The 25,591-nt window shown below is 41.5% G+C and carries 24 protein-coding genes; 5 read left to right on the top strand and 19 right to left on the bottom strand.

All coding sequences use genetic code 11. The features are described from left to right. Nucleotides 1-10: 10 nt before the first annotated feature. Together AC57BQ_RS13620 and AC57BQ_RS13615 are read right to left on the bottom strand one after the other, a co-directional pair. Nucleotides 11-3,259: a SusC/RagA family TonB-linked outer membrane protein gene (locus AC57BQ_RS13620; RefSeq protein WP_496406794.1), complete on the bottom strand. Its 3,249-nt coding sequence runs from the start codon at nucleotides 3,257-3,259 to the stop codon at nucleotides 11-13. A 292-nt stretch (nucleotides 3,260-3,551) separates the two neighbouring features. Next, nucleotides 3,552-4,553 (bottom strand): FecR family protein, encoded by a 1,002-nt coding sequence (locus AC57BQ_RS13615; protein ID WP_496406793.1) that lies wholly within the window; start codon nucleotides 4,551-4,553, stop codon nucleotides 3,552-3,554. A 228-nt stretch (nucleotides 4,554-4,781) separates the two neighbouring features. On the opposite strand from AC57BQ_RS13615, the gene AC57BQ_RS13610 reads away from it, so the two are divergent. Further along, nucleotides 4,782-5,378, top strand: coding sequence for an RNA polymerase sigma factor (locus tag AC57BQ_RS13610; protein ID WP_496406792.1), 597 nt, complete (start codon nucleotides 4,782-4,784; stop codon nucleotides 5,376-5,378). Between the two features lie 256 nt (nucleotides 5,379-5,634). Here the strand turns inward: AC57BQ_RS13610 and AC57BQ_RS13605 are convergent, their stop codons facing one another. From AC57BQ_RS13605 to AC57BQ_RS13525, 17 genes are all read right to left on the bottom strand, one after another. Then, on the bottom strand, nucleotides 5,635-6,408 hold the full coding sequence (locus tag AC57BQ_RS13605) for an isocitrate lyase/PEP mutase family protein (protein ID WP_496406791.1): 774 nt from the start codon (nucleotides 6,406-6,408) through the stop codon (nucleotides 5,635-5,637). A gap of 130 nt (nucleotides 6,409-6,538) precedes the next feature. Further along, nucleotides 6,539-6,919 carry a YybH family protein gene (locus AC57BQ_RS13600; RefSeq protein ID WP_496406790.1) on the bottom strand — a complete coding sequence of 127 codons (381 nt, stop codon included), beginning with the start codon at nucleotides 6,917-6,919 and terminating at the stop codon, nucleotides 6,539-6,541. 165 nt (nucleotides 6,920-7,084) lie between these two features. Continuing rightward, nucleotides 7,085-7,903, bottom strand: a complete 819-nt coding sequence (locus tag AC57BQ_RS13595) for a DUF6597 domain-containing transcriptional factor (RefSeq protein ID WP_496406789.1) — start codon at nucleotides 7,901-7,903, stop codon at nucleotides 7,085-7,087. Between the two features lie 178 nt (nucleotides 7,904-8,081). Further along, complete coding sequence (locus AC57BQ_RS13590) at nucleotides 8,082-8,312, bottom strand: hypothetical protein (RefSeq protein WP_496406788.1); 231 nt, start codon at nucleotides 8,310-8,312, stop codon at nucleotides 8,082-8,084. A gap of 166 nt (nucleotides 8,313-8,478) precedes the next feature. Then, nucleotides 8,479-9,327, bottom strand: a complete 849-nt coding sequence (locus AC57BQ_RS13585) for a lipase family protein (RefSeq protein WP_496406787.1) — start codon at nucleotides 9,325-9,327, stop codon at nucleotides 8,479-8,481. Nucleotides 9,328-9,362: 35 nt separating this feature from the next. Next, entirely contained in the window at nucleotides 9,363-10,220 is an 858-nt protein-coding gene (locus tag AC57BQ_RS13580; protein ID WP_496406786.1) for a lipase family protein, read from the bottom strand. Between the two features lie 41 nt (nucleotides 10,221-10,261). Then, nucleotides 10,262-10,681, bottom strand: a complete 420-nt coding sequence (locus AC57BQ_RS13575; protein ID WP_496406785.1) for a thiol-disulfide oxidoreductase DCC family protein — start codon at nucleotides 10,679-10,681, stop codon at nucleotides 10,262-10,264. Beyond that, complete coding sequence (locus tag AC57BQ_RS13570) at nucleotides 10,666-11,487, bottom strand: HTTM domain-containing protein (RefSeq protein WP_496406784.1); 822 nt, start codon at nucleotides 11,485-11,487, stop codon at nucleotides 10,666-10,668. The genes AC57BQ_RS13575 and AC57BQ_RS13570 overlap by 16 nt, the downstream gene beginning before the upstream one ends. Nucleotides 11,488-11,493: 6 nt before the next feature. Next, on the bottom strand, nucleotides 11,494-12,045 hold the full coding sequence (locus AC57BQ_RS13565; protein ID WP_496406783.1) for a hypothetical protein: 552 nt from the start codon (nucleotides 12,043-12,045) through the stop codon (nucleotides 11,494-11,496). Between the two features lie 67 nt (nucleotides 12,046-12,112). Then, nucleotides 12,113-12,427 (bottom strand): hypothetical protein, encoded by a 315-nt coding sequence (locus AC57BQ_RS13560; protein ID WP_496406782.1) that lies wholly within the window; start codon nucleotides 12,425-12,427, stop codon nucleotides 12,113-12,115. Between the two features lie 360 nt (nucleotides 12,428-12,787). Beyond that, nucleotides 12,788-13,435, bottom strand: a complete 648-nt coding sequence (locus AC57BQ_RS13555) for a response regulator (protein WP_496406781.1) — start codon at nucleotides 13,433-13,435, stop codon at nucleotides 12,788-12,790. A gap of 191 nt (nucleotides 13,436-13,626) precedes the next feature. After that, nucleotides 13,627-14,424, bottom strand: a complete 798-nt coding sequence (locus tag AC57BQ_RS13550; protein WP_496406780.1) for a sensor histidine kinase — start codon at nucleotides 14,422-14,424, stop codon at nucleotides 13,627-13,629. Continuing rightward, nucleotides 14,405-15,070: a hypothetical protein gene (locus AC57BQ_RS13545; protein WP_496406779.1), complete on the bottom strand. Its 666-nt coding sequence runs from the start codon at nucleotides 15,068-15,070 to the stop codon at nucleotides 14,405-14,407. Before AC57BQ_RS13545 ends, AC57BQ_RS13550 begins: the two co-directional genes overlap by 20 nt. 20 nt (nucleotides 15,071-15,090) lie before the next feature. Beyond that, nucleotides 15,091-15,576 carry a hypothetical protein gene (locus AC57BQ_RS13540; RefSeq protein WP_496406778.1) on the bottom strand — a complete coding sequence of 162 codons (486 nt, stop codon included), beginning with the start codon at nucleotides 15,574-15,576 and terminating at the stop codon, nucleotides 15,091-15,093. A 143-nt stretch (nucleotides 15,577-15,719) separates the two neighbouring features. Beyond that, nucleotides 15,720-16,322: a phosphatase PAP2 family protein gene (locus AC57BQ_RS13535; RefSeq protein WP_496406777.1), complete on the bottom strand. Its 603-nt coding sequence runs from the start codon at nucleotides 16,320-16,322 to the stop codon at nucleotides 15,720-15,722. Nucleotides 16,323-16,681: 359 nt separating this feature from the next. Further along, nucleotides 16,682-19,063 carry an ABC transporter permease gene (locus AC57BQ_RS13530; protein ID WP_496406776.1) on the bottom strand — a complete coding sequence of 794 codons (2,382 nt, stop codon included), beginning with the start codon at nucleotides 19,061-19,063 and terminating at the stop codon, nucleotides 16,682-16,684. A 39-nt stretch (nucleotides 19,064-19,102) separates the two neighbouring features. Next, on the bottom strand, nucleotides 19,103-21,505 hold the full coding sequence (locus AC57BQ_RS13525) for an ABC transporter permease (RefSeq protein ID WP_496406775.1): 2,403 nt from the start codon (nucleotides 21,503-21,505) through the stop codon (nucleotides 19,103-19,105). A gap of 242 nt (nucleotides 21,506-21,747) precedes the next feature. Between AC57BQ_RS13525 and AC57BQ_RS13520 the strand changes: the two genes are divergently transcribed. From AC57BQ_RS13520 to AC57BQ_RS13505, 4 genes are all read left to right on the top strand, one after another. After that, entirely contained in the window at nucleotides 21,748-22,851 is a 1,104-nt protein-coding gene (locus tag AC57BQ_RS13520) for an LptF/LptG family permease (RefSeq protein ID WP_496406774.1), read from the top strand. Nucleotides 22,852-23,195: 344 nt separating this feature from the next. Beyond that, on the top strand, nucleotides 23,196-23,846 hold the full coding sequence (locus tag AC57BQ_RS13515) for a TetR/AcrR family transcriptional regulator (protein WP_496406773.1): 651 nt from the start codon (nucleotides 23,196-23,198) through the stop codon (nucleotides 23,844-23,846). A gap of 137 nt (nucleotides 23,847-23,983) precedes the next feature. Next, nucleotides 23,984-24,796: an SDR family NAD(P)-dependent oxidoreductase gene (locus AC57BQ_RS13510; RefSeq protein ID WP_496406772.1), complete on the top strand. Its 813-nt coding sequence runs from the start codon at nucleotides 23,984-23,986 to the stop codon at nucleotides 24,794-24,796. 24 nt (nucleotides 24,797-24,820) lie between these two features. Next, nucleotides 24,821-25,588 (top strand): SDR family oxidoreductase, encoded by a 768-nt coding sequence (locus AC57BQ_RS13505; RefSeq protein WP_496406771.1) that lies wholly within the window; start codon nucleotides 24,821-24,823, stop codon nucleotides 25,586-25,588. Nucleotides 25,589-25,591: the final 3 nt, after the last annotated feature.

Genomic DNA, 25,591 nt, shown 5'->3' with positions numbered 1-25,591 from the left:
GTTAAACAGATTAGAAACCAACATTTAATCCAAGTAAAAAAGTACGGGTGCTTGGGTACGGGCCACGGCCGTCAATACCAGGACCTAAGCCGGTATCAGCAATAAAATCAGGGTCGTTACCTTTGTATTTGGTCATGGTGGCCAGATTTTGCCCGGATGCATAAATCCTCAGGTTACGGATATAACTGGTTTTTAGCTTAAAGGTATAGCCAAACGTTACCTCGTCAAGCTTTACAAATGACCCGCTTTCCAGGTAGTAATCAGAATACATGTAAGTATCATTGATCTGCGCGTATTTGGTAAAGGCACTTCTCAACAGGTTGGTTTTACTCACTTTATTACCATATGATATGGCAGTAGTATTCAGGATGTCGTAATCAAATTTACCCCTTAAAAACACCCTCAGATCAAAACCTTTGTAGTTGAAGGTGTTGGTCCATGACGCGTAATACTTTGGTATAGCATTACCAATGGGTGCGTAGTCGGTAACATTGCGGTCAAAAGAGTTATTGATCTCGTCATTATGAACTTTTGAGCCATCGCGTTTGTAGAATAACCATTTACCATCGGCATCAAAACCCGCGAAGCGTTTACCCCAGAACTCACCCAGCTTACCCCCTTCATAAGTACGGATAGCATCACCAAGGGCGCCGAAGCCGCCTATCCCGCCAAAGGTTTTATACTCTTGTTTATAAATGGAATTAGAGTAGGTATCCAGCGTGTTTTTGGTGGTACTACCGGTTACATCCATGTTCCACTTAAAGTTTTTGTTTTTTATAGCGGAAAAACTTAATGACAACTCAATACCTTTTGCCGAGATGGTACCCACATTAGCATAGATACTGGAACGGATGAATGGTGGCTGCGGTGTTACATAAGTATCTAACAGATCCTGCGTTTTGCGGTTATACACATCAATAGCGCCTGTTATGCGGTTATTAAAAATGGTAAAGTCGGCACCAATGTTCAGCTCTTTCTTTTTCTCGTAGCGAAGGTCAGGGTTGGGGTTACGGTCGGGCCCGTAAGTCTGGCGGTATTCGCCATCAGGGAAACGATAGATACCACCCGTACCCAATGTAACCAGCGAGGCATAGTTACTAAAGCCCGAGTTACCGGTGATACCGTAACCAACTCTTAGCTTAAGGTAATTAATGAAGTTCACATTCTTCATGAAATCCTCGCGGGTAACTGCCCAGCCCGCAGAAGCCGCCGGAAAATATCCCCATTTATGGTTGGCACCAAATCTGGATGAGCCTTCCTTACGCAGTATAAACTGGGCCAGGTATTTGTCATCAAAAGAGTAGTTCACCCTGCCAAAAAAAGCTATCAGCTTGTTATCGTTTTTATAGCTTCCCATGCCTGCTTTACCGGCAGATAACTGGTTACCGGCGCCAAGGTTGTTTTCTTCAAAAATGTCGTTTACAAAGCCATAGTTATTGGCGCTAAAGCCTTCGTAAACATTATAGCGGTAGCTATAACCAAATATCGCGGTAATGGTATGCTTCTGCGCAAACGTACGGTTATACTGAATAGTAGGCTCAATGGCAAAATTCTGACTTAAAGCAGTTGCTCTTGATGCGTAACCTCCGTTCTTATAAACATCATTTTCAATAGAAAACTCACTTTTCAGGTCGCGGTAAGCACCATCAATATAGCTGTCGCGTTGTACCGAACCAAAAATTGATGCCTTTAAACCATCAATGATCTGCAGATCAACCTTGGCGTCGGCGGCAGTGGTTTGTTGTTTACGTTTATTGGTTTCCTGCATTAAACGGGCAAGCTGGTTGGTACTGGTGTTTTCAAAATAAAAGCTGCCGTCGGGATTGTAGTTAGATAGTGTAGGGTTTTTACTTAGCTGATCTTCCCAACCGCCACCGCCTAATAAATTGGCATTGTTAAAGTTGGTCACCAGGTTTATTTGTGATGTTAAACGGTCTTTTAAACCTTTCTGGTTAATGTTTAAGCGAAGGGTGTATTCCCGGCGGTCATTTTGTAGGGCAAAACCCTCCAGGTTACGATAATTGATACTGGCACGGTAGCTAGTCTTGTCGGTTCCACCCATTAATGAAAAGTTGTGGTTTTGCGACAAGTTGTTTTTGTGTACCAGGTCGTTAAAAAAGTCGGATGTATGACCATAGTCAGTAGCATCCAACTGACCCGATTTGATCTTATCTCTAAATTCCGACGCGGTTAAAAAGTCTGGCCTTTTAGAAAGATATTCCCTCCGAAAGTAGTTTGAATAGGCGTACTGTGGCGGGCCGGGTTTACCTTTTTTGGTAGTTACCAAAATTACACCGGCATTGGCGCTGGTACCATAAATCGCCGCACCAGATCCATCTTTTAATACGTCTATCGATTCAATATCGTCCTGCTGCAAAAGATCGAGGTTACCACCCGGGATCCCGTCAATTACAATCAATGGACTGGCATCACCAGATACCGTTATCACGCCGCGCAATTGTATAGCAACACCCGAGTTTGGGTTTGAGCCACCGGTACGGGTGATCTGCAGGCCTGCCACTTTACCCTGTATCAGGTCGAGCGCGTTACGTGAGCCGCTTTGCCTGAAATCGGCACTGTCTGTATGGGCTGTAGCCGATGTGATCTCGCCTTTCTTTTGCGAGCCATAACCTACTACTACGATCTCATTCAGATTGTTGGCCGCCGGTTGTAACGATATATTGAGCTGGCGATTTTTATTGATATGAACTTCCGCGGTTTGATAGCCAATGTATGATGCTATCAGTATACCGTTATCCGGAGCCAAAATAGTGTAGGAGCCACCGGCATCGGTCACTACGCCTAAATTGCTGCCTTTTACCCGTATAGATACACCTACCAGCGGTTCACCGGTAGTTTTGTCGGTTATTTTTCCTTTTACGGTAATATCATCGGCCACTACCGGAGCCTTGGCTCCTGGTAGTTTACTGACCGGTGCCGGTTTAGGAACCAATAAGATATAGTTATTCCATTGCTTGTACATCAGGTCGGTACGGTTAAGCAACAGCAAAAGCGTTTCTTCTACCGTGCGGGTAGCCTTAGGCAGCATGATGTGCTTATAATCTTTCATTTCGCTGCGTTTAAAGGCAAACCGAAAATCTGTTTGTTTTTCAATTTGCTTTACCGCGTACTCCAGGTTGTTATTGTTAACGCCAAGGTTAACGTTAACATCCCTGATGGTTTGCCCTTTTATTTCGCTGGCCAGCAGTGTACTGCAGCAAATAGTTAAAACGGTTAAGGTTACGGTGGTATACCTCATGACACTTAGGAGAATTGAAATTGGTAAAGAATCCCCCTTGGGAGGAGAAAAGAATTTTAACAGTAAAAATTTCATAATTTTACTTTGATTTAAGCGGTTCACAAACTTGTTTAAACTCAATCAGATAAGCAGAGATATCAGCTCTGCTATCAAACAAAGCCGTTGTGGTTGGCGCCACAGCGGTTTTTTAATGAAGGGGTGCCATCGGTAACCGACAGCTTTGGGGAGAGTTAGGTTTTTTTCATGTTTTTCTGCTATTTAGGTTAATGGGTTATTATTTAATTGTTGATTATTAATGCTTTTGAATAGTAAAGCTTTTGCCTTGTTGCTTATAGCTAAAATGCGCTATCTCGCTCAGCACATTTAATACCTGGCCAATATGTTCGTGCTTTAAAAATGAAGCACTGAACCGGCGCGACCAGATCTGTGGGTCGGTGATGGTTATTTTAACATCGTACCATCTTTCCAGTGTTTCTGCCGCGTCTGCCATCTTCATATTATCAAAAATGAGATCGCCATACATCCATCTTAATTTTGCGAGCGTTACCGGGTATCTCTTTGATAGCTTACTGATGCTGTTATAGCTTAAGCCCTGCTCAGATGTTAATACACCCAGTTGCTGATCTATCAATCCAACGCTTACCTTTCCCCGGGTTACGGTTACATCAAACTCGCTGGGGCCGTAAGCTTTAATATCAAATGCGGTTCCCAATACCTGAGTAGCCACTTTACCGGTATGTATAATGAATGGCCTTGAAGCGTCATGGGCTACATCAAAATAAGCTTCGCCTTCCAGGTACAGTTCTCTTTTTGCCCCGCTGAATTTTGTTGGAAATTTCAATTTGCTACCGGAGTTGATCCAGACAACGGTGCCGTCAGTCAATTGCATCTGTATCTTTTGACCGAAGGGGACTGTTTTTTCCTCGTAAACGATCTCTGGTGGGGGAGCGGGTGTTTTTAAATACCGGTAGGCAATAAAGCCTATCCCTAAAAAAAGTAATAAACCGGCGGCAATAGAAATAAACCGCCTGAACGGAAAAACAGGTTTAGGAGCTGTGGTTTCGCTGTCGCCAAATCTTGGATCAGTTATTATTTTTTGATACAGCAGCTCGCTTTGCAGGTCATCAAATGAATGACCACTTTCCTCCAACTCCCATTGCGCTTTCATTAACTGATGCAGCTCTTCATCAGCCGAAGCCCGGGAAATATAATGCATCAACTGCTCCAGATCATTTTTAGTGATGGTGTTATCGAGATATTGTTTAAGCAGGTTATTGATGCTATCCTTAGTCATATGAATGGTTGATATCAGAGAGGTAATATATTGCGTAATACAACCCGAATCTGCTTTAGGGCTAGTGCAGTTTCAAAAAAATATTTTTTTATTTATTGTTGTTATGCCCAAATCTATAGCGTAAAGGAAAAACGTTTTACATTAGGTAAAAAAGCCGTTTTTATTATATATTGTTTATTGTTAATATTTTTTAGATTTGATCTATTGTAGACCCATCAACCCCATTTTGTGAAGCTACTCGAGACCCCTGCCGCGAACTATGTAATCCGTCTGAAAAATTCAGATCAGGCCGCTTTTCGCGAATTGTATGATATATACGGTAAACGGCTTTATAATTTTACCTACCGTTTTTTAAAGAGTAAGGAACAAAGTGAAGAGATGGTACAGGAGTCGTTTTTAAATCTTTGGATAAATCGCGAAAAGCTAAAAGAAGAGTACCCGATAGGGCCATACCTGTTTACCATTGGCAGGCGGTTAACGCTTAACTCCATGAAAAAAACAGCGGCTTCAAAAGAGGGCCTGGAACGTTTGTGGGCATCGATAACCGAATTACACAATGAGGCCGAGGAACAGGTTATTTTAAATAGTTTGCAGGAATTTGCGGCATCGGCATTGAACAATCTGCCTCCGCAACAACAATTGGTTTTTCGACTGAGTAGGGAAGAGGGCCTTTCCTATGAACAGATAGCAGAACGCTTAAAGATTTCCAGGAACACGGTAAAAAACCACCTGGTTGCCGCCCTCAAAAACCTGAAAGGTCAGTTTGCACAATCAGATGTGGGTTACTTTGTGCTGCTGTCTTTGTCCTTATATTACATGAATTAGGGCTTATCCTTTACTGTCTCAGGGCAAACGTATCTCCATGGAGATACGTTTGCCCTGAGTAATATTTTTGCACCAGGCGTTTAAATGAGCGGATAAGTCGGTTTACATAAATTTACTGTTTTTTATTATATTTACTTGATTATCAATTAAATAAGTTGATGTTAACCATAAAAAGTGTAAACCATGTAAACCCACTTTTTAACAAAATGGTCCGCCTGTTCAAGGATTATGCTTCAATCCATCTTTTAAGCATAGTTTAAAAAAGACTGTCAAAGCTGCCTTCCTCATTCATTTGATCTATAGAAGCCCCCATTTTCTGGTAAATAGCTTTGTTCAAAAAAGGACCTATGCTGATTCTTTTTATACCGGCGTTTTGTAATTCCTTAAAATTGGGTAAGCCGGGTACGCACATCACATTGATGGGCAATTTTGAGCTTTGGGTAAGCTTTTGCATATCGGATACTTCGCTCACGCAGGGGAAAAATAAACCATGCACGCCTGTATGTTGATAGAGACTTATCCGGCTAAGCGCATCTTCCAATGCATTGGGTAAACCAAGCAAGAAGGAATCGGACCGCACATTGATGAATATCTTTATGTTTTCTGCATCTAAGAGTTGACATATCCGGCGAAGTTTTTCTGCAAAGATCTCGGCGCTCTCAATACTCCGTTGTCCCTTAGCTACAACCGAATCCTCTATGTTGATACCCGATACGCCCAAATGGTATAACTGAATAATGTTATCGGCTATTTGCTCAGGAGTATCGCCATAACCACCTTCCAGGTCGACTGAGAAAGGGATGGATACCGATGCCGCGATACGTTTAACTACAAACAGGTAATCCTCCAGGATCATATCCTGCCCGTCCTCATAGCCCAAAGTTTCCGCTACGGAAAGACTGGATGTGGCTATGGCTTTAAAATTTTTCTGCTCGAATACTTTGGCACTCTGCACATTCCAGGCATTGCCTATGAGTAATGGTTCTGCTTGCTGATGTAGTGCTAAGAACGCTTCAAATTTATTGTTCATGATCTTATTTTTTATTGTTGATACAAAGTTAGGTTAGCGAGCTATCCAGAAATTGTACAAAACGGAAGTCCCCAATTTTTTAAACACAAAGGGCCGGCAAATTCGCCGGCCCTTTGTGTTGTTGCTGATATTAGGCGACAAGATCTGCCTCTGCGCCAAACGCGTGGTCGAACAAAACCTTCCAGCTGCCATCGGCCTGTTGTTTCATTACCTCAATTCCTTTGGCGCTTATTTTAACTTCGCCATTGTCGGTAATGCTCCATTCAGACCGACCTAAAGCCATATCGCCTGTCTGAATACAGTAAACGGTTTTAATATCCATTTTGCCTTTGATAGATAATATGCCTTTGATGGCTTCTTCAAAGTTTTCCTTTCCGGAAACGGGTTTACCGGGTTCAGGAACAATAATACCGGTAACATCATACATACTCAATACGGTGTTTACATCTCCGGTGTTAAATGCATTTGCCAATGCTGTGTGTACCTCTTCAGGTGTTTTTGCTGATTTCATTTTTGCTGATTTTTATTTGTTGATACAAAATTATACCACCCGGATTTCAGGAAATTGTACAAATCGGCAATGATTAATTTTATTGATCAGCAATTTGAAAATGTAGGTAAAGTGAGCTCAATTTCGATAATTGAACAAGTTAGCAGAATAGCAAATAATAGAAGATTAATTGCCGGCCAGCACCTGGTTTATGGGAGATGCCTGGGTATTAAAAGAATTGGGTGTTATGCCCGTAAACGACTTAAACTCCCTGATAAAATGCGACTGGTCAAAATAACCAGACTCATACGCGATGTTGGTAAGGTTCTGTCCGTTGGTATTTACCAGGTTCAGGCTGTGCTGAAAGCGGTTTATTTTACAGAATAATTTAGGTGGTAGTCCGGTATATTGCGAAAACAACATATTGAGATAACGTGCCGATATATTGTTACGAATTGAGATAGCTTCTATTTTTTCGTTGCCTGAGTTGTTGTTATATAAACTGTGTACAATCTGACCAATGAAGTTGATCTTGCGGTGATTTTTCTCAAATAGTACTAATCTGCTCCATAGATAATCTTCAATCAAGGCTATTCTTTTGTCCAGATCGTTGATATCCAGCAAGCGGGCATGCAAGGTTTTTAACGATGCGCCCATCAGATCGGCGGCATCAACAACCTCGTTGTTAAATTCAGTCAAGCTTTCATTAAAAAAATAAGCTGCCGAATGTGGGTAGAACCGTACGCCCATCATCGTGTTTTCGCCTATTGATTTAATGGATAGTGGTTTGGTGATCTGCCCCCAGAGCTCGATAAGAGGGGTGGTATAAAAAGCGCCATCCTTTTTAGCCTGCCAATGGCCTTGTCCCAGGTTAAAAATTATTTCTGTATTGCCACTGGGGAATACAATATCATCATAGTTCACAGCCGAGCCCGACTCGTAAAAATACAAGCATTTGATATAAGGCTTAAGCCGCTCGCTCGGTGCAAATTCTTTAAATATCATCTGTTGTTCTATTGCAACGTATCCCGAAGTATGATTTATCTACATAAAGTTAAGAAAAATAACTTTTTGACAGTTAAATACATACCTTATTACATTCAGTTAACTTTTAAATAAGCAGTACAAATAAATGAAGAATGGAGCTTACGAAATTGTACAAAACGGAAGTGTTTTAAATTTTTTATGCCGGGGTATCGGCCAGTTCTACCTTCAGTCCAAAATCTTCCCGACTTAATTTACCCTTACGCAACTGGTTGATGTATTTTAGTACGCTCAGGCGGTCCAGCTCATTTTGATACAGAGCACGGTCTTCGTCGGTTTTGGGGCTGTCCTGTAACTTCATCCGGATAGATGAGCGGGATAGCTCTTCTTCCAGTTGCTCAAGCGGACAGGTATAAAAATGCTGGAACATTTTTTTAGGAAAAGAGATACGCATTTTTTTGATCTAATAATAGCATTATACTGCAAACTCACGTTTAAGCCATCATGAATTGTGTGTTAATAACAAAGCCCCTAAATGTTTCCATTTACGGGCTTTTGCTTTTCACGGGTAGGTATATATAATAGAAATTAAGGGCTTAGGTTGTTGCGCAGGTACCCAGAATGCTGGCCGGCGCACCTAATAAGTACAGGTAAGTGGTGAGGTAATGGTAGCACCCTATGGATTGTTTTACGTTAGGGTCAAGCAGGGAGTTAAGTTCAAAACCCACGGGTACCGCGCTATATCCCAGCCATAACAAAATTTTAGGCACTACGTCGGGTTCGTTATAGATGCGGTAACTCTCGGAAATAACGGTATTGTAATAATTAACAAAATCGGCATTGCCGGTACATGGTGAAGCGTAGGTATAAATAACAACCGACCGTTTGCTGTTGGTGGCCGCCATATGCAAACCATATAAAGTTGTCAGGCTTGCTCCCAAACTATGTCCGGCTACGGTTACCTGGGTATAATTATCCAGGTTAAATACGCTTTTCAAACCCGGAACTACGGTTTCGCTCAGGGCAATAGCATTATCGAACGACGATACTCCGGGTGCCAGGATCTTAAGGCTGTTATACAGATCTAAAAAGCCTGCTACAACATTACCTGAGTTAGGTGCAAACGGACATGGCACCGGATAGGCATGCAGGTTATCCCACCACTCCATCCAGCCTACGGTGCCGCGGATGGCGATAACGATACTGGAAGGGTTCGACAGGTCAATAGCTGCAAATCCGAAATAAACCGGTTTTAAGATCGGTCCAAAGAAATTGCTCATCTGAATGTTGAAAAGCAAACGATAGCCGCTTGGAAATTCCGGGTATTGATCCTGTGTAGGACTCAATACATCGGGTAACGCATTATAAACGTCGTAAGCCGCTTTTACAAAATACCCATAATCCAACGCGGATGGGGGCATAACACCAAATTTTTGATTTTTCATGGTTGGAATTTTGTGCTATTACGTTATTAGTATAGTTATTTCGGTGTAGTAACCGTGCAGAGAGAACCAACAAGGCTTGACTGACCACCCAACAGGTATAAATAGGTGCCCAGTGAATGAAAGCATCCTATGGTTTGCTTTATCCATGGATCTAACAGAGAGTTCACCTCAATGCCTACCGGAACGTGGCTGTAACCCAGTAATAAAAGCGATTTAGGAACGATATCAGGTTCGTTGTAAATGCGGTAGCTTTCATGGATAATGGTATTGTAATAATTAACAAAATCCTGATCACCGGTGCATGGCGAGGCGAGGGTATAAATAATTACTTCCTTGCTGCTGTTTTGGGCCGCCATGTCCAGGCCATATAAAGTTACCAGGCTCGATCCCAGGCTGTGGCCAACCATGGTTACCTGTTTGTATTGACCCAGGTCAAATTCGCTTTTTAAACCTGTGAATACGGTTTCTCTAAGGGCAATGGTGTTGCCGGTACTTCCGGGGTTCGAAATGTGGAGACTGTTATACAGTTCTAAAAAGCCGCTTTCTACTTTACCCGAGTTTGGTGCAAATGGGCAGGGTGTAGAAGAAACCTGGAAATCGTCCCACCATTCCATGATGCTTTTAGTTCCGCGGATAGCAACAACAATGCTTGTGGGGTTAGCATTATCAACGGCTATAAAACCAAAATAAGCAGTGGTTTTATCGGTTCCAAAAAAATCGTTCATCTGGATGTTGGCCAATAAGGTATACCCGCTTGGAAAGCTTGGGTATTGATCCTGGGTAGGGCTCAGTTCCGTTGGATAAAGCGTATAAACGTCAATTGCTGCTTGTACAAAAAGCCCATACTGAAGTGCGCTTGGTGGTATCGTAGCGCTAAGTTTTTGATTTTTCATGATTAAAAATGGTTTTGATAGATTTTATTTTGAATAGTGGATTAGCTTAGAAATTTGTTTCTGACTTGTACAGAAGGTACCATGCAAGTTTCCGATTGGCCGAACAATGTATACCGTTTATGGGCGAAGGCGGTGTAGAGCCTGTTCCGGATAAAAGGCGGTACGAGATAGGCTAAATAAGCCAGCGGTAACCAAACGGTAGACAGGTTTTTTACTATATGAATTACAGCGCTAGAGTGGGTGTATACTTCATCGCCATGGATAACTACCACGCTGTTCAGCTCTTTAAAATCTGTTTGGAACCGGGCTTCCATACGTGTAGCAGTATGGCTTTGCAGCGGAGCAAAAGCAAACCTATCGGCCTTGTCATGTTCTATCACATAGTTGATATAGCGGTTGCAGAAATTGCACACCCCATCAAACAGGATAATGTCCTTGCTGTAATCTAAAACAGGTGCCATGGCATTTGATGATTGATAAAGTAAAGCGCCGGATAAGTAGCCATGAACGCCCAGAAAAAGGAATTCAGACCCATGATAAGCGCCGTTAAAAAATGAAATGTAAAACCCCAGATCAGGAAGATCATAGCGTAGGGCCAGGGTAAAAACAAACATAACGGAAACAGGGTTTCCATGATCATCACATTCCAGCACAGAAAACCATTGGCGGCAGGATATTTTTGAAGAAATAGGGTTGCCTTTTTCGATCCGTAAGTTTTAGTGGAAAATACATCCTTAACAGCAGTTCCCCCACGCCACTCAGACGATACCAGTTTGGCTATACCGGCCACAGCGTATGACAGGCAGGCTTGCAGGCCGATAAACCACAGGCCGATTTCGGCCAGTTTAGGACTTACCAGGCCTGGCAGATAGCAGATAACCAGGGTAATGATAATAAGCATGGTCATCTGGTCAGATCCGTCGCTGCCATAATGGGTAACCAGCGAGCTGGTTAACAGGCTAATGCCTAACAGGCTTACCAATACCCAACCCATTGTAGATTGCAACGGGAAAAATAATAGTGAAATAATGAGCGCGCAACGGATGATAAATAAGGTAGCCAGGCCGCGTTCATTAAATAATTTAGAAAGCGGTTTTAATAATGGTTTTTTATCCTGGTTGTTCCATCTAAGCTGCATTACGTTCCAGGAAAGCAGGCCACTGGATGAAAACACTTGGATCTTTTTGATATACTCCATGGCCGATATAAATATGCCAACGCTCAGGATAAGGAGTATAAGCTGTGTAGTATTGTTAAATGATATCATGGCTGTTTATATTTGATGAAAGGTGGATAGTAATACCAATGCAGGTTCGGCTGTTTTTTGATAGCCCGATGTTTCGGCCAGCATAAACTGGCGATAAACATCCTCAGATTCTTTTTTGCACTGACTAACAGCGTGCAGTACGATGATATAGGGCATCGAGAACATGAGCAGGTTCATGCTTAATTCCTCTTTGCGATAAGCCGGGATCATGGTTACCAGGCTTTGCACTACATCTGATAATATTTTTTTGTCACGCTTTTCGGGGTTCCATAACCAGGACCAGAAGGTGCGTTCCTCGGTAATATCCAACTCATGCCAGTCGCTAAAATCATCTTCGGTTATTTTATCGCGATACAAAAGATGGTAATCTCTTTTGCCAGGATGAGGTGCAAAAAATGTCCACAAGGGGATCAGACCGAATATATCTACCTTGTGTTTAAAAAAGTTGGATAACAGGGTATTTCTGAACTGGCAAACGATGGTTATCAAAAACCAAAAGGCCAGGAAAACTGTTACTATGATCTCATAAGCAACAGTTGCATCTAATTTTGCCATCATAATTTTAATTTTTTGGTTATTAAAGCAAGGAGAGCATTGGCCGATGCTCTCCCTGATAGGTTTTTAATTAATTGAATTTTTTACGAAGCTCGATCAGCTGCTCCAGCGACACGCCTTCTTTTGCATGAGCGCGAAGCGCTTTGCTGGTTTCGTCATGGGCTTCTTTGCCTAAAAGAGCAGCGACAGCTACATCAGTAAGATCAGTAACAACCGGGGTTGCTTTAAGAGTTACTTTAGTAACTGCAATAGCTGTTTTAGCTATAGCAGTGATAAATGCAGCTGAATCAACTTCTGCTTCTACAGTTTTGTTATCGCCTTTTAATTCAGCGATCAGCGCGTCTAATGCAGCTAATTCTGCATGGGTTAAACTTAACTTTGCCATTCTCTTGTTTTTTTTGATTAGATGTAAATAAATTTTTGTTTTTGTGCCTTCATTGAAGCTTCATTGCACAACATAAAGTACGGGAGAGGTTGCGCGCTTTGCCACAGTATAAATACCTATTCCTGATATCGGGTATTTTCACGTAGTATCAGGAATTGTACGCAATTGCTTGTATTGCAGTTAGTTGTTTATTTTGCGCCGGGAGGCTTTTTTGAATGAAAAATGTTCCTTAATAACTATAGAATAAGTAGTATAAAAGAGGGGAAATGAAGACAAAAAATGCAGATAGATTAGGTCGGTTAAAGGATCATAACCGCTTAAATGTATTTTATTATAAAAATTGTGGAATGAGGAGGGGGCTTATATCACCCCGTTTTTAACGGCAAACATCACCAGGCCGGCAGTGTTGCGTACACCCACCTTTTCAATAATGCGCTGCCTGATGCCTTCTACAGAGCGGGGACTTAAAAAGAGTTCGGAGCCAATTTCGGTGGCGGTTTTTTCGTTACATATCATTTTCAAAACATCCAGTTCACGTTCAGAAAATTCAATGTCCTGGTTAAATGATGGTTTAACATTGCCTTTGATAACCAGCTTTTTTAACAGGGCCTTGTTTACAATATCGTTAAAGTAATATCCATCCTCATGAACCGAGTAAATGGCTTTGCGGATCTCCTTGGGGTCGGCGTTTTTGAGTAGGTAGCCGTTAGCGCCATTCTCCATCAGGTGTATAATGAATTTGGCCTCATCATACATGGTCACTATTAATATTTTAATGTTATCATATTTTTTCCGGATGTGTTTGGTGGCCTCCATACCATCCATAATGGGCATCTTCAGATCCATTAAAATAACATCGGGTTGTATAAGTTCTATCTGTTGTAATAATTCCTCGCCATTATCTGCTTCAAGTACTACTTCCAGATTTTTATCCCGGTTAAGCCCTACTTTTAACCCATCTCTAAATATGGCATAATCATCGGCTATAGCTACTTTTATTTTTTGCATTATTATTTAGGTTGGAGCCATAAAAATAATTAAACTTTTATGAAAAAAAATAATAAATATTCCCAAAAGCTATATGTGCTATGTATATACTATAGTTTATGCTTTTGAATTAAAAAATGAATAGTATGAATACCCCTTTTTCATAAATTATAAAAAAAGATTTAATTTAATAATTAACTATTGGTTTATTATTAATCAATAGGAACAGAGATGTCAATGGCGTATCCACCGGCATGGTGCGAAAATTTAAGATCGGCTTTTAGTAAAATTACCCGGTTTTGTATGTTTTTTAAACCAAGTCCGTCTTTTTTAAACCGTAATTCCTCAAAATGGGTTTGTGTAAGGCCTTTACCATTATGGGTGATGGTAAGCATCAATGTTTTATTGAGATAGATGGACCGTACAAATATTTTTGTGGCCTTGGCATGTTTGGTTATATTATGAATAAACTCCTGTACAATACGATAAATACTGATGTCGTTTCGCCCTACCTGGGTAGGGTAGCTATTATCAAGGGTTACGCTGACATCCATTACCGATTCATGCGATATATTGCTGCAAAAGTGACTGATGGCCTCATTTAAACCAAACTCCTGTAATATGCTGGAATGCAGGCTGTGCGAAAGGCCCCTGATTTTGTTGATCCCTTCATCAAGCAGATCCTTGCCTTTTTGATAGAGGCTTTGATTGCTTTCATCGGGGTCTTCTATCCTAACACTGTTAAAATGCAGGCTTGATGCACCCAGTATGGCACCAACCTCATCATGCAGTTCTTCGGCAATACGATGGCGTTCAATCTCCTCACTTCGTACGGCGGCCTCTATCAACTGATTTTTCTGTGCGTTTTGCATGGCTTGCAGCTCATTTTGGTACTGCAGTTTTTTGCGTTGCGTAAATATAAAAATGAGTAGCAGGCTTATAAAAAGCATCAACATGGCGGCAATCCCAACTACCAGTAACAAACGAATATCAGTGCTCCCTTGATTCATAAAAACCTTTGGCTATAAACAAGTTGAAAATTATGTACGAAATATTATGAGCATTCCATAAGCTTATGGCGAAATGCTGCATGCGTATAGTTAACTCGTTGTATAAAAGAAATATAAAGAAATTAATAGTAACATAAATACCTAAACCGGTCACTATCCAGAAATCGGAGTTAAAAACATTAACCTCCGGGCTGTCATTGATCTTAAATAAATAATACTGTAACGTGTAAAACAAAAGCAAAATGGCCTCTACCGATAGCAGGCGACTGCTCAATTTCCAGTAATCAAAAAAGTTTTCGTAAAAACAAAAATTGATGATCACGAAAGCCAGAAAGCAAAACGGAATGATTTTTTTTATAGTTGTTAAAAATGGTTGTTTCAGCCGTATAAAAAATGTGCTGAATAAAAAGAAACGTATGATCGAATGCAGGTTATACAGATAATTATTGGAGTTGTACGCAGCAGGTAAGATGGTCCGGAACTTCCAGGTCATATCGATGGCCAGGTTAATAACCAGCGCTATCCAAACGTAAAAAACAACCGGCTTAAGTACAGCCGGCTGTTTTCTAATTAGTAATAAGGATATAGGTATTAATAACGCCCAAACTTCTGACCAATCAATAACGATCTGAAATATTTTTAACATTCGGGAATATGGTCAGTTGTTTAATTAATAGTTGCGGGTGGGGATGGATTGGTGTTAATCGGATCGGTTATCGGATCACCCGGCAATATCACATCACCCGAGCCAGCCCTTTTATAACGATCAACATCATAATACACATGACGAGTATCGTTAACATCCGGTATAAACACCAGGTAATCTGGTTTATCACCATCTGGATCAGGAGTATCAATAAGCAATAACATATCGGCAAGTGATATTACGTTGTTGCTCATAATAAGCGGACCACTTAACTCCAATGCGTTATTGTTATAGTCCTCCAGCGTATCGTAATAACTGCTGTATTGATTAGCCGGCGACATGTGTCCGTATGCTATCAATTGCAGTGGCTTACTATCATCAGTAGTGCTGGCGAAAAAATAGGAGAACACAAAACTATCAATGCCAGGAGAATTATTGATCATATTCCGGATGGCGCTGATCTCGTATTTTAACCAGAAAAATTTTAGTGTTTGAATCTCGTCCATAGTAGTGTTTAGTTTTATATAACAAATGTACAGGATGGCACTGAAGTGGGTAAGCGTATAAGTACCTGATTTTTTTATACCGTATTTCTACGCAGCTGGTGATTGGGTTGTTGCTTTATGGTTAAACAACTTATGGCGAAACATTATTTTTTTAATGATTGCAATATAAAAGTTGATCCCACGCCCAGGGCAGCACCCGCCGCAACGTCGGTGGGGTAATGCACTCCCAGGTACATGCGCGAATAGCTCACCGAGCCTGCCCACAAAAACGCGGGAGCTATCACATACCATTTAGGATAAGCCCTGGATAAGGCCGTGGCGGTGGCAAAACTGCTGGAGGTGTGTCCCGATGGGAAGGAGGTGCTACCAGCCCGGTAAATCGGTACAATATTAATATTCTGAACAAATGGGCGTGGCCGCTTAACAATATGTTTGATCAAATAGGTGAGCCCAGTTGATAATAGGGTACTGCTGGCTACGTATAAAGAGTTTTGCCGCATTTGCTTGTCGTTACTGATCACGCCTGCTGCCAGTAAGCCTACCGGAACGCCAATATCGCCGTATAAATGTGTGCGGGACAGAAACATGAATACGCCAGTTTGCTCGGGTGTGCGTTGATTTTGCAGATCGATCATGATACGATCGTCTAACTGCTGAAGACCCGATTGTGCCTGTGACGGTAAATTAAATAACAGGATGAATAATAAAAGGAGGCAAAAAAGATATGTTTTTTGGACCAGCTTCATAGGTATTGCAGGTTTAGTATAACAGTAAATATATAAGATGCTTATTCAAATGTAGGCACTTTAAGGCATTATTAATGCTTGGGTTTGTTAATTAAAATAACTTAAAACTTAATATTGAGATAATATTGGCAATGCAAGTATGCAATACCTTTGAAAAAGTGTTTAAAAACGAAAGTCCCCAAAGCGCTCGCCGCCGGGGACTTTCAACCTAAACCTTATCACAATAAGTAAGCAGGATGCTTACCTTATAGATGGCGCAAGTATAAAAAAAATTTTCATAGCACAATAGGCGGAAATTATCCTTTTAACAAAAAAATTACTGACTATAACGATTTAGTAAGCTAAAGCCTCCCCAATTTTTATTCATTTTTCAAACTATCTACCGGATTGGCCATGGCGGCCTTAGCTGCCTGTACGCTTACGGTTATAGCTGCTACTATTAATGAAGCGGCGCCGGCTGCAATAAATATCCACCAATGAATACTAATGCGATAGGCAAAATCCTGCAGCCATTTATATGACATATACCAGGCTATAGGCGAAGCAATGATCATGGCCATGATCACCATGAGTAAAAAGTCTTTTGAAATGAGTAGAATGATGGATGATACATTGGCGCCCAGTACTTTTCTGATGCCGATCTCTTTAGTACGCTGAACAACCGAATAAGCGGTAATAGCAAACAGTCCCAGGCAGGCAAGTAAAATAGCTAAAAAAGAAAAAGTGGTAAATACTTTTGCCGTTTGTTGTTCTGTTCGATATAAAGCATCAAAATCATCGTCTAAAAATTTGTATTCAAACGGACGGTCAGGCACGCGTTGTTTCCACAATGTTTGTATGGCCTTAATGGTATTGGAAGTATTGTTTCCGGTTATCCGGGCAAATAAAGCCTCTGTTTGAAAATGATCCAAAAATAAGATCAAAGGACTGATAGGGGTATGGAACGATTTGAAATTAAAGTCCTTTACCACACCTTTGATAACACCTGCTTCTCCTTTCGCAATATGCTTTCCTATAGCCTGCTGGGGTGTCCATCCCAAAGCTTTTACTGCCGATTCATTGAGTATAAACGCGTATTGGAAATTCTTATAATTGTTGGTGGTATCAATCTGTAAAACATCGGTTTGAGTAAAACCGCTGCCGGCAATTATTTTAAGCTGTAGGGTTTTTATAAAATCCTCATCCATCGGCAGGGCATTTACGGTAAGGCTTTTACCATCTGGGGTTTGTATGGCATCACCCCACATTACATTTACCGGTTCGTTATTGGCCGAGGCTACACTTTCGACGCCAGGAATATTGTTCATCTCTTTTTTAAGTTCGTCAATATGCTGCATATTATAGCCGGTAGGCAAAACCACTATATTGCTTTTGTTATAACCGATATCCTTATTGCGGATGTATGAAAGCTGCTGTAAAATAATTACGGTGGTGATGATCAGAAATATGGAGATAACAAACTGAAAAACAATAAGCGGTTTACGTATACTTTTGCCCGAAGTAAATGAAAAGCCGGTCTTTAATATTTTTGACAACTTAATGTTTGATAATAACAGCGCAGGATATGCCCCAGCGGCTAAACCAATGGTCAGCGCTAAAAGGATGAGGCTGGAAATAATGATAGGGTCAAAAAATACGGAGTATTTAAACTGGATGCCCGCAACCTGGTTAAAATAAGGCAAAGCGATGTAGGCAATACCGATAGCCAGTAAGATGCCTATAAGGGTAACCAGTAACGCTTCTCCTATAAATTGGGTAAATAACTGTGGTTTACCAGCCCCCATCACTTTGCGGATACTGATTTCGGCACCGCGCCCTGCCGATTGGGCAATGGCCAGGTTTACATAATTAACACAGGCTATAACCAATATGAGCACCGCTACAATGATCAGTATATAAATATAAACAATGCTGCCTGCAGGTGCCAGATCGCCGGGCAGGTTGGAGTATAAGTGAACCTTTGTTAAAGGCTCCAGGTAAAAAGTTACAAACTGGCTCCCTGTTAAATTCAACTCGGTTTTGTCAACAATTTTCATGTAGGCAGTTATCTTTTCCTGCAAGGAGCGCATTTGATCCTTATTTTTCAGCAACAGGTAAGTGATGTAGTTAGCGCCATAATATTGTTCCTTTTTTGCCTGCCTCAGGGTGTTGAAGGGTATTATAAAATCAAATTTGATCTGTGAATTGGAGGGCACATCGGCCGCTACTGCCGACACGATATAATTTTTATTTTCTGATTTCAGGACCTTGCCCATAGGATCTTCGTCATGAAAGTATTTCTTAGCGGCAGATTGTGTGATGATGATCTTATCCGGTGCGTTTAAAGCTTCGTTAACATCACCTTTGATCAGTTTGTACGAAAATATTTTAAAAAGTGAAGGTTCTGCGTATATGAAATTATCTTCTTTAAACAAGAGGTCGCGATAGCCAACTATCTGGGAGTTTTTGTACAGCCTTACATAATCACTTATTTCGGGGAACATCCTTTTAAACTGCGGACCAACCCTGGTACCTGTAACCGCCATTTTCTGCGAAGCGCCGCCATGATTATATTCCATGCTAACGCGTACAATATTGTCTGCATTTTTATTAAAATGATCGTAGCCTAATTCATGTTTGATGTATATTCCTATCAACAGGCAGCTAACAATGCCAATAGTTAAGCCAATGATATTTACAAGGGAGTAAAGCTTATTTTTCATTAAGTTTCTCCAGGCTACTTTTAAATAACTTTTTATCATGATCTGATATTAAAATAATTGCTTTTACTGATCTTGTTTTTATTCGGTTCTTAAACTATTTACCGGGTTGGCCAGCGCGGCCTTAATAGCCGTGTAGCCTACGGTTAACCAGGCAATACATACCGAAGCCAAAATAGTGGCCGCAAAAAACCAGACGCCTATAATGATGTGATAACTATAGCCTTGCAGCCATTGATGCATAAAATACCAGGCCAGGGGCGAAGCAATCAAAAACGCAATGATCACCAGCATGGTAAACTCTTTGGATAACAGGATCACGATATCCTTTATAGGTGCACCCAATACTTTGCGTATACCGATCTCCTTTTTGCGTTGTATGGCCATAAACGATATCAACCCGTACAAGCCCAGGCAGGAAATGAAAATGGCGATGCCCGAAAATATGGTATACAAAGCTGAAAGCTGGTTTTCCTGTTTATAGTAGTTGGCTATGGTTTGATCCATGAACTTATACTCGAGCGTAAACTCCGGAAAATTCTTGTTCCATAAGCTTTCCATTGCCGTGGTGATCGATTTTGCTTTACTCAGATCTATTTTCAAATTGGCCAGTCCATATCCGTTTTTTTGGGTACTCAATACAATCGGATCAATAGGGTCGCGGAGCGAATTGGCATGAAAATCCTTCACCACACCTACTATAGGTAAGGTTCTTCCGCTTACATTGATGGGTATGCCAATAGCATCCTTGGGATTTTGGATGCCTAATTTTCTGACTACGGTTTCATTTACCACAAACTCGCGCATGGTATCCGCTGCGAAGTATATCCGGCCCGCCACAAGCTGTAAATTATACACGCCGAAGAAACCCGGATCGGCTATTTTCATGTTCACGATCATATCCGGATTAACACCTTTATGGCCCTCCTTATTGAGGTCGGTAGCCCAGCCGCCGCCATCTGATACCGGTGAAAACATACTGAAGCCAACTTTTTCAACACCCGGGATTTTGGCTAACTGATCGCGAAGATAATCGACCTTGGTGCGGCTGAGGCTATCGCCAGGGAAGCTCGCGTAAATAACAGCGTCTTTTCTGAAGCCCATGTTTGCAGTGCGGAAATAATCCATTTGCGAAGCCACCACCAGCGTACCGATGATGAGAGTTTGCGCAATCACAAACTGAAAAACAACCAGCCCCCGTCTGAACATAACCCCCTGTTTTTGATCGGCACCCGAGGCGCCTTTTAAAACACTTGCCGGTTTAAAACCCGAAAGTACCAGCGCCGGGTAAAATCCAGACAGGAACGATACCAGTAATAGGGCACCAAACAAAAATACAACCAATCGGGGGCTATATAAGGTTGATGCAGTAAGATTGATCTCCAACAGGTTATTAACGGCAGGGATAGCGACAACAACAATAATGAGCGAAATGAGCATGGCCAGCAGACTGGTGATACCGGTTTCGCCCAGGAACTGTGATATCAATTGTGTGCGGCTGCCGCCCAGAACTTTTCTTACACCTACTTCGCGGGCACGGTTAACAGCCTGGGCTACGGTAAGGTTTATAAAGTTTACGCAGGCTACAATAAGCAGGAACAGGCCAATAAGGCTAAGCGCCAATATCAGATCCTTGCTAAAAGTGCGACCGGTAAAATTTCCGTACCGTTCATCATAATGCAACTCATTCAGCGCCTGGGGCGAAAGATTGTAGCCCGAGTTTATGGGTTTAATGTGCCTGTCGGTAAAGCCGCTAAGCGCCCGGCTAAGCTGGTTTACGGTGTGGTTTTGGGCCAATTGAACAAAGCAATAATTACCATCATTAATACCTCCCCAGTTTTTATTGTCAGGCTTAAATAAAGTAATATAGGATAATACACCTTTAATAGGGAAATCGGTATTGGCAGGTGGATTCTCAAGAATGCCTGTTACTTTTATAATTATTCCGCTCATTTTCAGTGTTTTGCCTATAATTCCTTGCCAGCTGCCAAAGTATTTTGAAGCGCTGGCTTTGGTAAGCAGTATCGTGTTGGGTTCTGCAAGCGCTGTTTTTATATCACCTTCGGCTAAGGGGAAATCAAATATTTGGAAAAACTGGGGTTCCGCGAAAAAGAACCCGCTTGCCTCTTTGAATTTTTTCTGTGCCGATTCATTCCTGGGTGTTACAATCACCTGTAGGTCGCCGGTGTTAACAATGGCGGCTGCGTTAGCAACTTCCGGTAACTCTGTACGTATAGTTGATGTTACCGGTACAGGCACGCCTGTTCGGTATTCGCGGTTAACAGGGTTTCGTCCGATCCGTACCACCCGGTATATCTTGTCTTTTTTTGTATGAAACTCGTCAAAGCTTTGTTGGTACTGAACCACCAGGAATATTAAAAGGAAAGCGGCAAAACCCACTGTAAGGCCCGCGATATTGATCACGGCATTACTTTTATGTCTGCCAAGGTTTCTGATGGCTGTTTTAATGTAGTTTTTTAGCATGGCTTATTAATTTAAGAGACAATTTCGGTATGGTCGGTGTTCTACCGCTAAATAAATACCATATTATTAAGTAATTGATAATGTGATTTTTGTGTTTTAAATGCCTTGTAAAAGCGTTCGCTTCTGATACAGTTGATGTCCGGTTTTATAAGGATCGGTTTAATTATAGGCTATACAAAAATAAATGCCAGGCATTTAGCGTTGCTAAGCTAAATTAAACGCTAAAAAATGATGATCAACCGATGAGGGCTTTTATACACCGGTACCTGTTGATTATCGACCGGTTCATCATCAAAAAATACCTGGGTACGTTTGTATTCACCATGGCCATTTTCCTGGTGATATCGGTGGTGTTTGATATCTCACAAAAGTTAGAAAACTTTACTGATCATCACGCCAAACTGCATGATATTGTATTTGGCTATTATGCAGGGTTTATCCCATATTATCTCAACCTGCTTTCGCCGCTCATCAACTTCCTGGCGGTGATATTTTTTACCGCGAAAACAGCCAATCAAACAGAAATAGTGCCCATCCTGAGTGGGAAGGTTAGTTTTAACCGTTTTCTGCGGCCATATTTTATAGCAGCCACCCTTATATTCATCGTATCTTTTTTTGCCAATGTATACCTCATCCCTTATACCAATCACCTGAAAAACAGGTTCGAGAATGCCAACGGGATCACGGATAACGACCCTAACAAAAGCCAGGTGCACATGCAGATAGATAAACACACCTATGTTTACCTGGATCAGTATAACCCGGGAAAGCACACCGGCTATCAATTTATTATGGAGAAGTTTGATGAGGATACCCTTCGCGAAAAGCTCATCGCCAGCCAGGTAACTTATGATTCGGTAAAACGGATATGGTCATTAAAGGATTATACCGTAAAGTATGTCAATGGCCTTCGCGAACAGTTTATCCGCAGCGGGACTAAAAAAGATACCGTTTTAGACATGCGCCCAACGGATTTTATTGTTTATGATAACGAATACTCGGCCATGTCATTAAATGATCTCAATAAAAACATCAGCACAGAAAAACTGCGCCGGCCCGAGGTACTCAATAAATTATACTATGAAAAACTGCACAGGTTTGTTTATCCCTTATCGGCTTATGTGTTAACCGTGCTGGGTGTGGCCCTGTCGTCACGCAAGGTACGCGGAGGCGTGGGTTTGCCTTTAGGGATAGGTATTATACTCTGTTTTACCTATGTGATCATCGAGCGGTTCGCCATCGTTTTCTCGGTAAACGGGGGCGTGCCGCCTCTTGTTGCCGTGATGATACCCAATATTTTGTTTAGTGTTATAGGCGGGTATTTACTCATCAAAGCGCCGAAGTAGGCAATGCTGTCATCTAGGTACTGAATAATTTTAAAAGCATGGGGCGGCGCGATTCCTTCCCTCGGAAAGGGGAGAAGGGGTTTCGTCCCTTGGCAATCCTGTCGCTTGTATAAACCCCTCCCTGCCACTTCTCGGTCAGCCGCACCCCTCCCGTGGGGAGGGAACTAAAAAATGACTGAATCTGCGTTGGATTTTTAAAAAGCCAGGGCCTGGTGCGATTCCTTCCCTCGGGAAGGGGAGGAAGGGGTTTCATCGCCTGGAAACTTTGTTCTCTCAAGGGCTCCTGAAAGAGATTCGGATTGGACATGCCGAATATCATCCTCGGGTCATAAACAATGAGAAGTTTGAAATTTTATCTTAAAATAAACTTTTTAGTATATTTTTGTATCGTAAAATTTATTAATATGCTTACTAAAGCCGAAAGAACAAAGCAATTTATCATAGAAACAGCGGCCCCTATTTTTAATCAAAAAGGGATATCTGGCGCTAATATAGACGACGTGCTTGCTGCCACAAAATTGACTAAAGGATGCCTTTACGGTCATTTTGAAGGCAAGGAAGACCTTGCCTTGCAGGTTGTTGATTTTATGCTGAATAATAATGGCGAGAAAATGTTACTGACCATTAGCCAGGGTAAAACAGCCAAAGCTAAGGTATTTGCCTTTCTCGATTTTTATAGAGATCCTTTGAATACTTACCTTAAGGGCGGTTGCCCTGTATTTAATATGGCTGTGGAATCTGATGATAACTTTCCGGCCATTAAGGAAAAAATAGGAGGTGTCCTTCGACATGGACAGGAATTGTTTGTTAATATTTTAAATCAAGGCATTGCCGGCGGTGAATTTTCTGATCAGCTTGATCCGGCCGTTTATGCGTTCAAAGCGGTGTCTGCAGTTGAAGGTGCAGTTGTGATGTGCAGGGCAATGAATACTGCAAAGCCAATGGCTGGTTTACTCAGGAGCCTGAAAGCGGAGTTAGAAAGTTATGCGATATAATTTTTTTGATATAAAATATACTAAAAAGTCTTTTTTTTGATAAACATAACTAAGAACAAAGCATAAACACATCATATTAATTAAGTAAATAAAAACACAAAAGTGTTGTAAAATATACCAAAAAGTCTAAAAAAATCATGGAATTAAAAGGAAAAACAGTATTAGTCACAGGTGCCTCATCGGGCATCGGGCTGCTTGTGGCCAGCAAGCTCCACGAAAATGGCTACCAGGTAATCGGCACAAGCCGGAACCCGGAAAAACACCAGGCAAAATTACCATTTAAGCTACTGCCATTGGACCTGAATGATGACCATTCTATAGCATCTTTTGGAGAGCAACTGTTCAGTCAGATCAAAACTTTAGATGTGCTGATCAATAACGCGGGTTTCTTAGTAAACGGACTTGCCGAGGAAACCCCTATTGCGTTAGGCAAACAGCAGTTTGAGACCAACTTTTGGGGGACGATCAAATTAACTAACGAGTTGCTACCCTACTTCAGGAAGCAAAAGCACGGAAAAATAATTACGCTTGGTTCCCTGCTGGGTTTAGTGAGTCTTCCAAATACTTCCTACTATTCGGCTTCCAAACATGCCCTCGAAGGCTATTTTAAGGCACTTCGGTTTGAATTGAACCAGTTTAACATCAAGGTGGTTATGGTTGAGCCGATCAGTTTCAAAACCAATATCGGCGAAAGTGCAACTGTAGCAAAAGGAACGATCGCAGACTATGATCAGTTCCGGCAAAAGGTCATCGCGTATACCAAAATGGCATTTGATAAGGCACCCGATCCTGCGCCGGTTATCGCTACTTTATTGCGGACAGTGAAGGAAAAAAATCCAACGTTTGGTTACCCCGTCGGAAAAGGATCATCAATCGTACTACTGCTTCAACATTTCGCCTATAAGTTTTTCGAGAAATCCATTCTGAAATCGATTAACGCTTCAAAATAGAATTAACAATAAGAAATTAAAATCATGCAATTAAAAGGAAAAACGGTATTGATCACAGGTGGTGCATCAGGTATCGGGCTGGAAGCAGCAAAACAATTTTTAGCCAATGGCGCCAGTGTGATCATCACCGGCAGAAACCAGGAAAAATTAAATGAAGCCAGGAAGCTATATCCGGCAATTACGGCCATTAAAAGTGATGTATCAGATGCCGGTGATGCACAAAAACTTTTCAACCAGGTGCAGCAATTGGGCGGTATAGATATTTTATATAATAACGCAGGGGTGTTAACTGACCCGATCAACCTTGGAACAGCAAACGGTCAGCATTTTGAGGACGCTGCTTACGAAATGAACGTTAATTACCTGGGGGTGATCCGGCTTAATAATCTCTTTATCGATATGCTTAAATCGAGGAAAGAAAGCGCGATTATCAACACTACTTCATTACTCAGTTATGTTCCGTCATTGCTGGAAGCCACTTATTCAGCTTCTAAAGTAGCATTGCAGTTTTACACCAAATCGCTTAGAAAGCACCTGCAAATTTTGAACAGCAGCGTAATGGTTTTTGAACTTTTACCGCCGCTTGTTGCCACAGAAATGACAACTGATATGAACGGCAAAAAAATGACCACGGCAGATATGGTGAAAGCCTTTATTGCAGGCCTTCAAAAGGATCAGCTCACTATCCGTATAGGCGATACCAAAGTAGTGTATATACTAAACCGGCTTTTTCCGAAAATGACTTTTGATTTGGCAAATCCTAAGAAAAGTTACAAAGTAATAGCCTCGTAAAAC

Source organism: Mucilaginibacter sp. BGA-UO-ETr-C110 (genome assembly GCF_059567985.1).
Note: the sequence above shows the minus strand (reverse complement) of the source record. Positions and strands in the feature narration are given on the sequence as shown.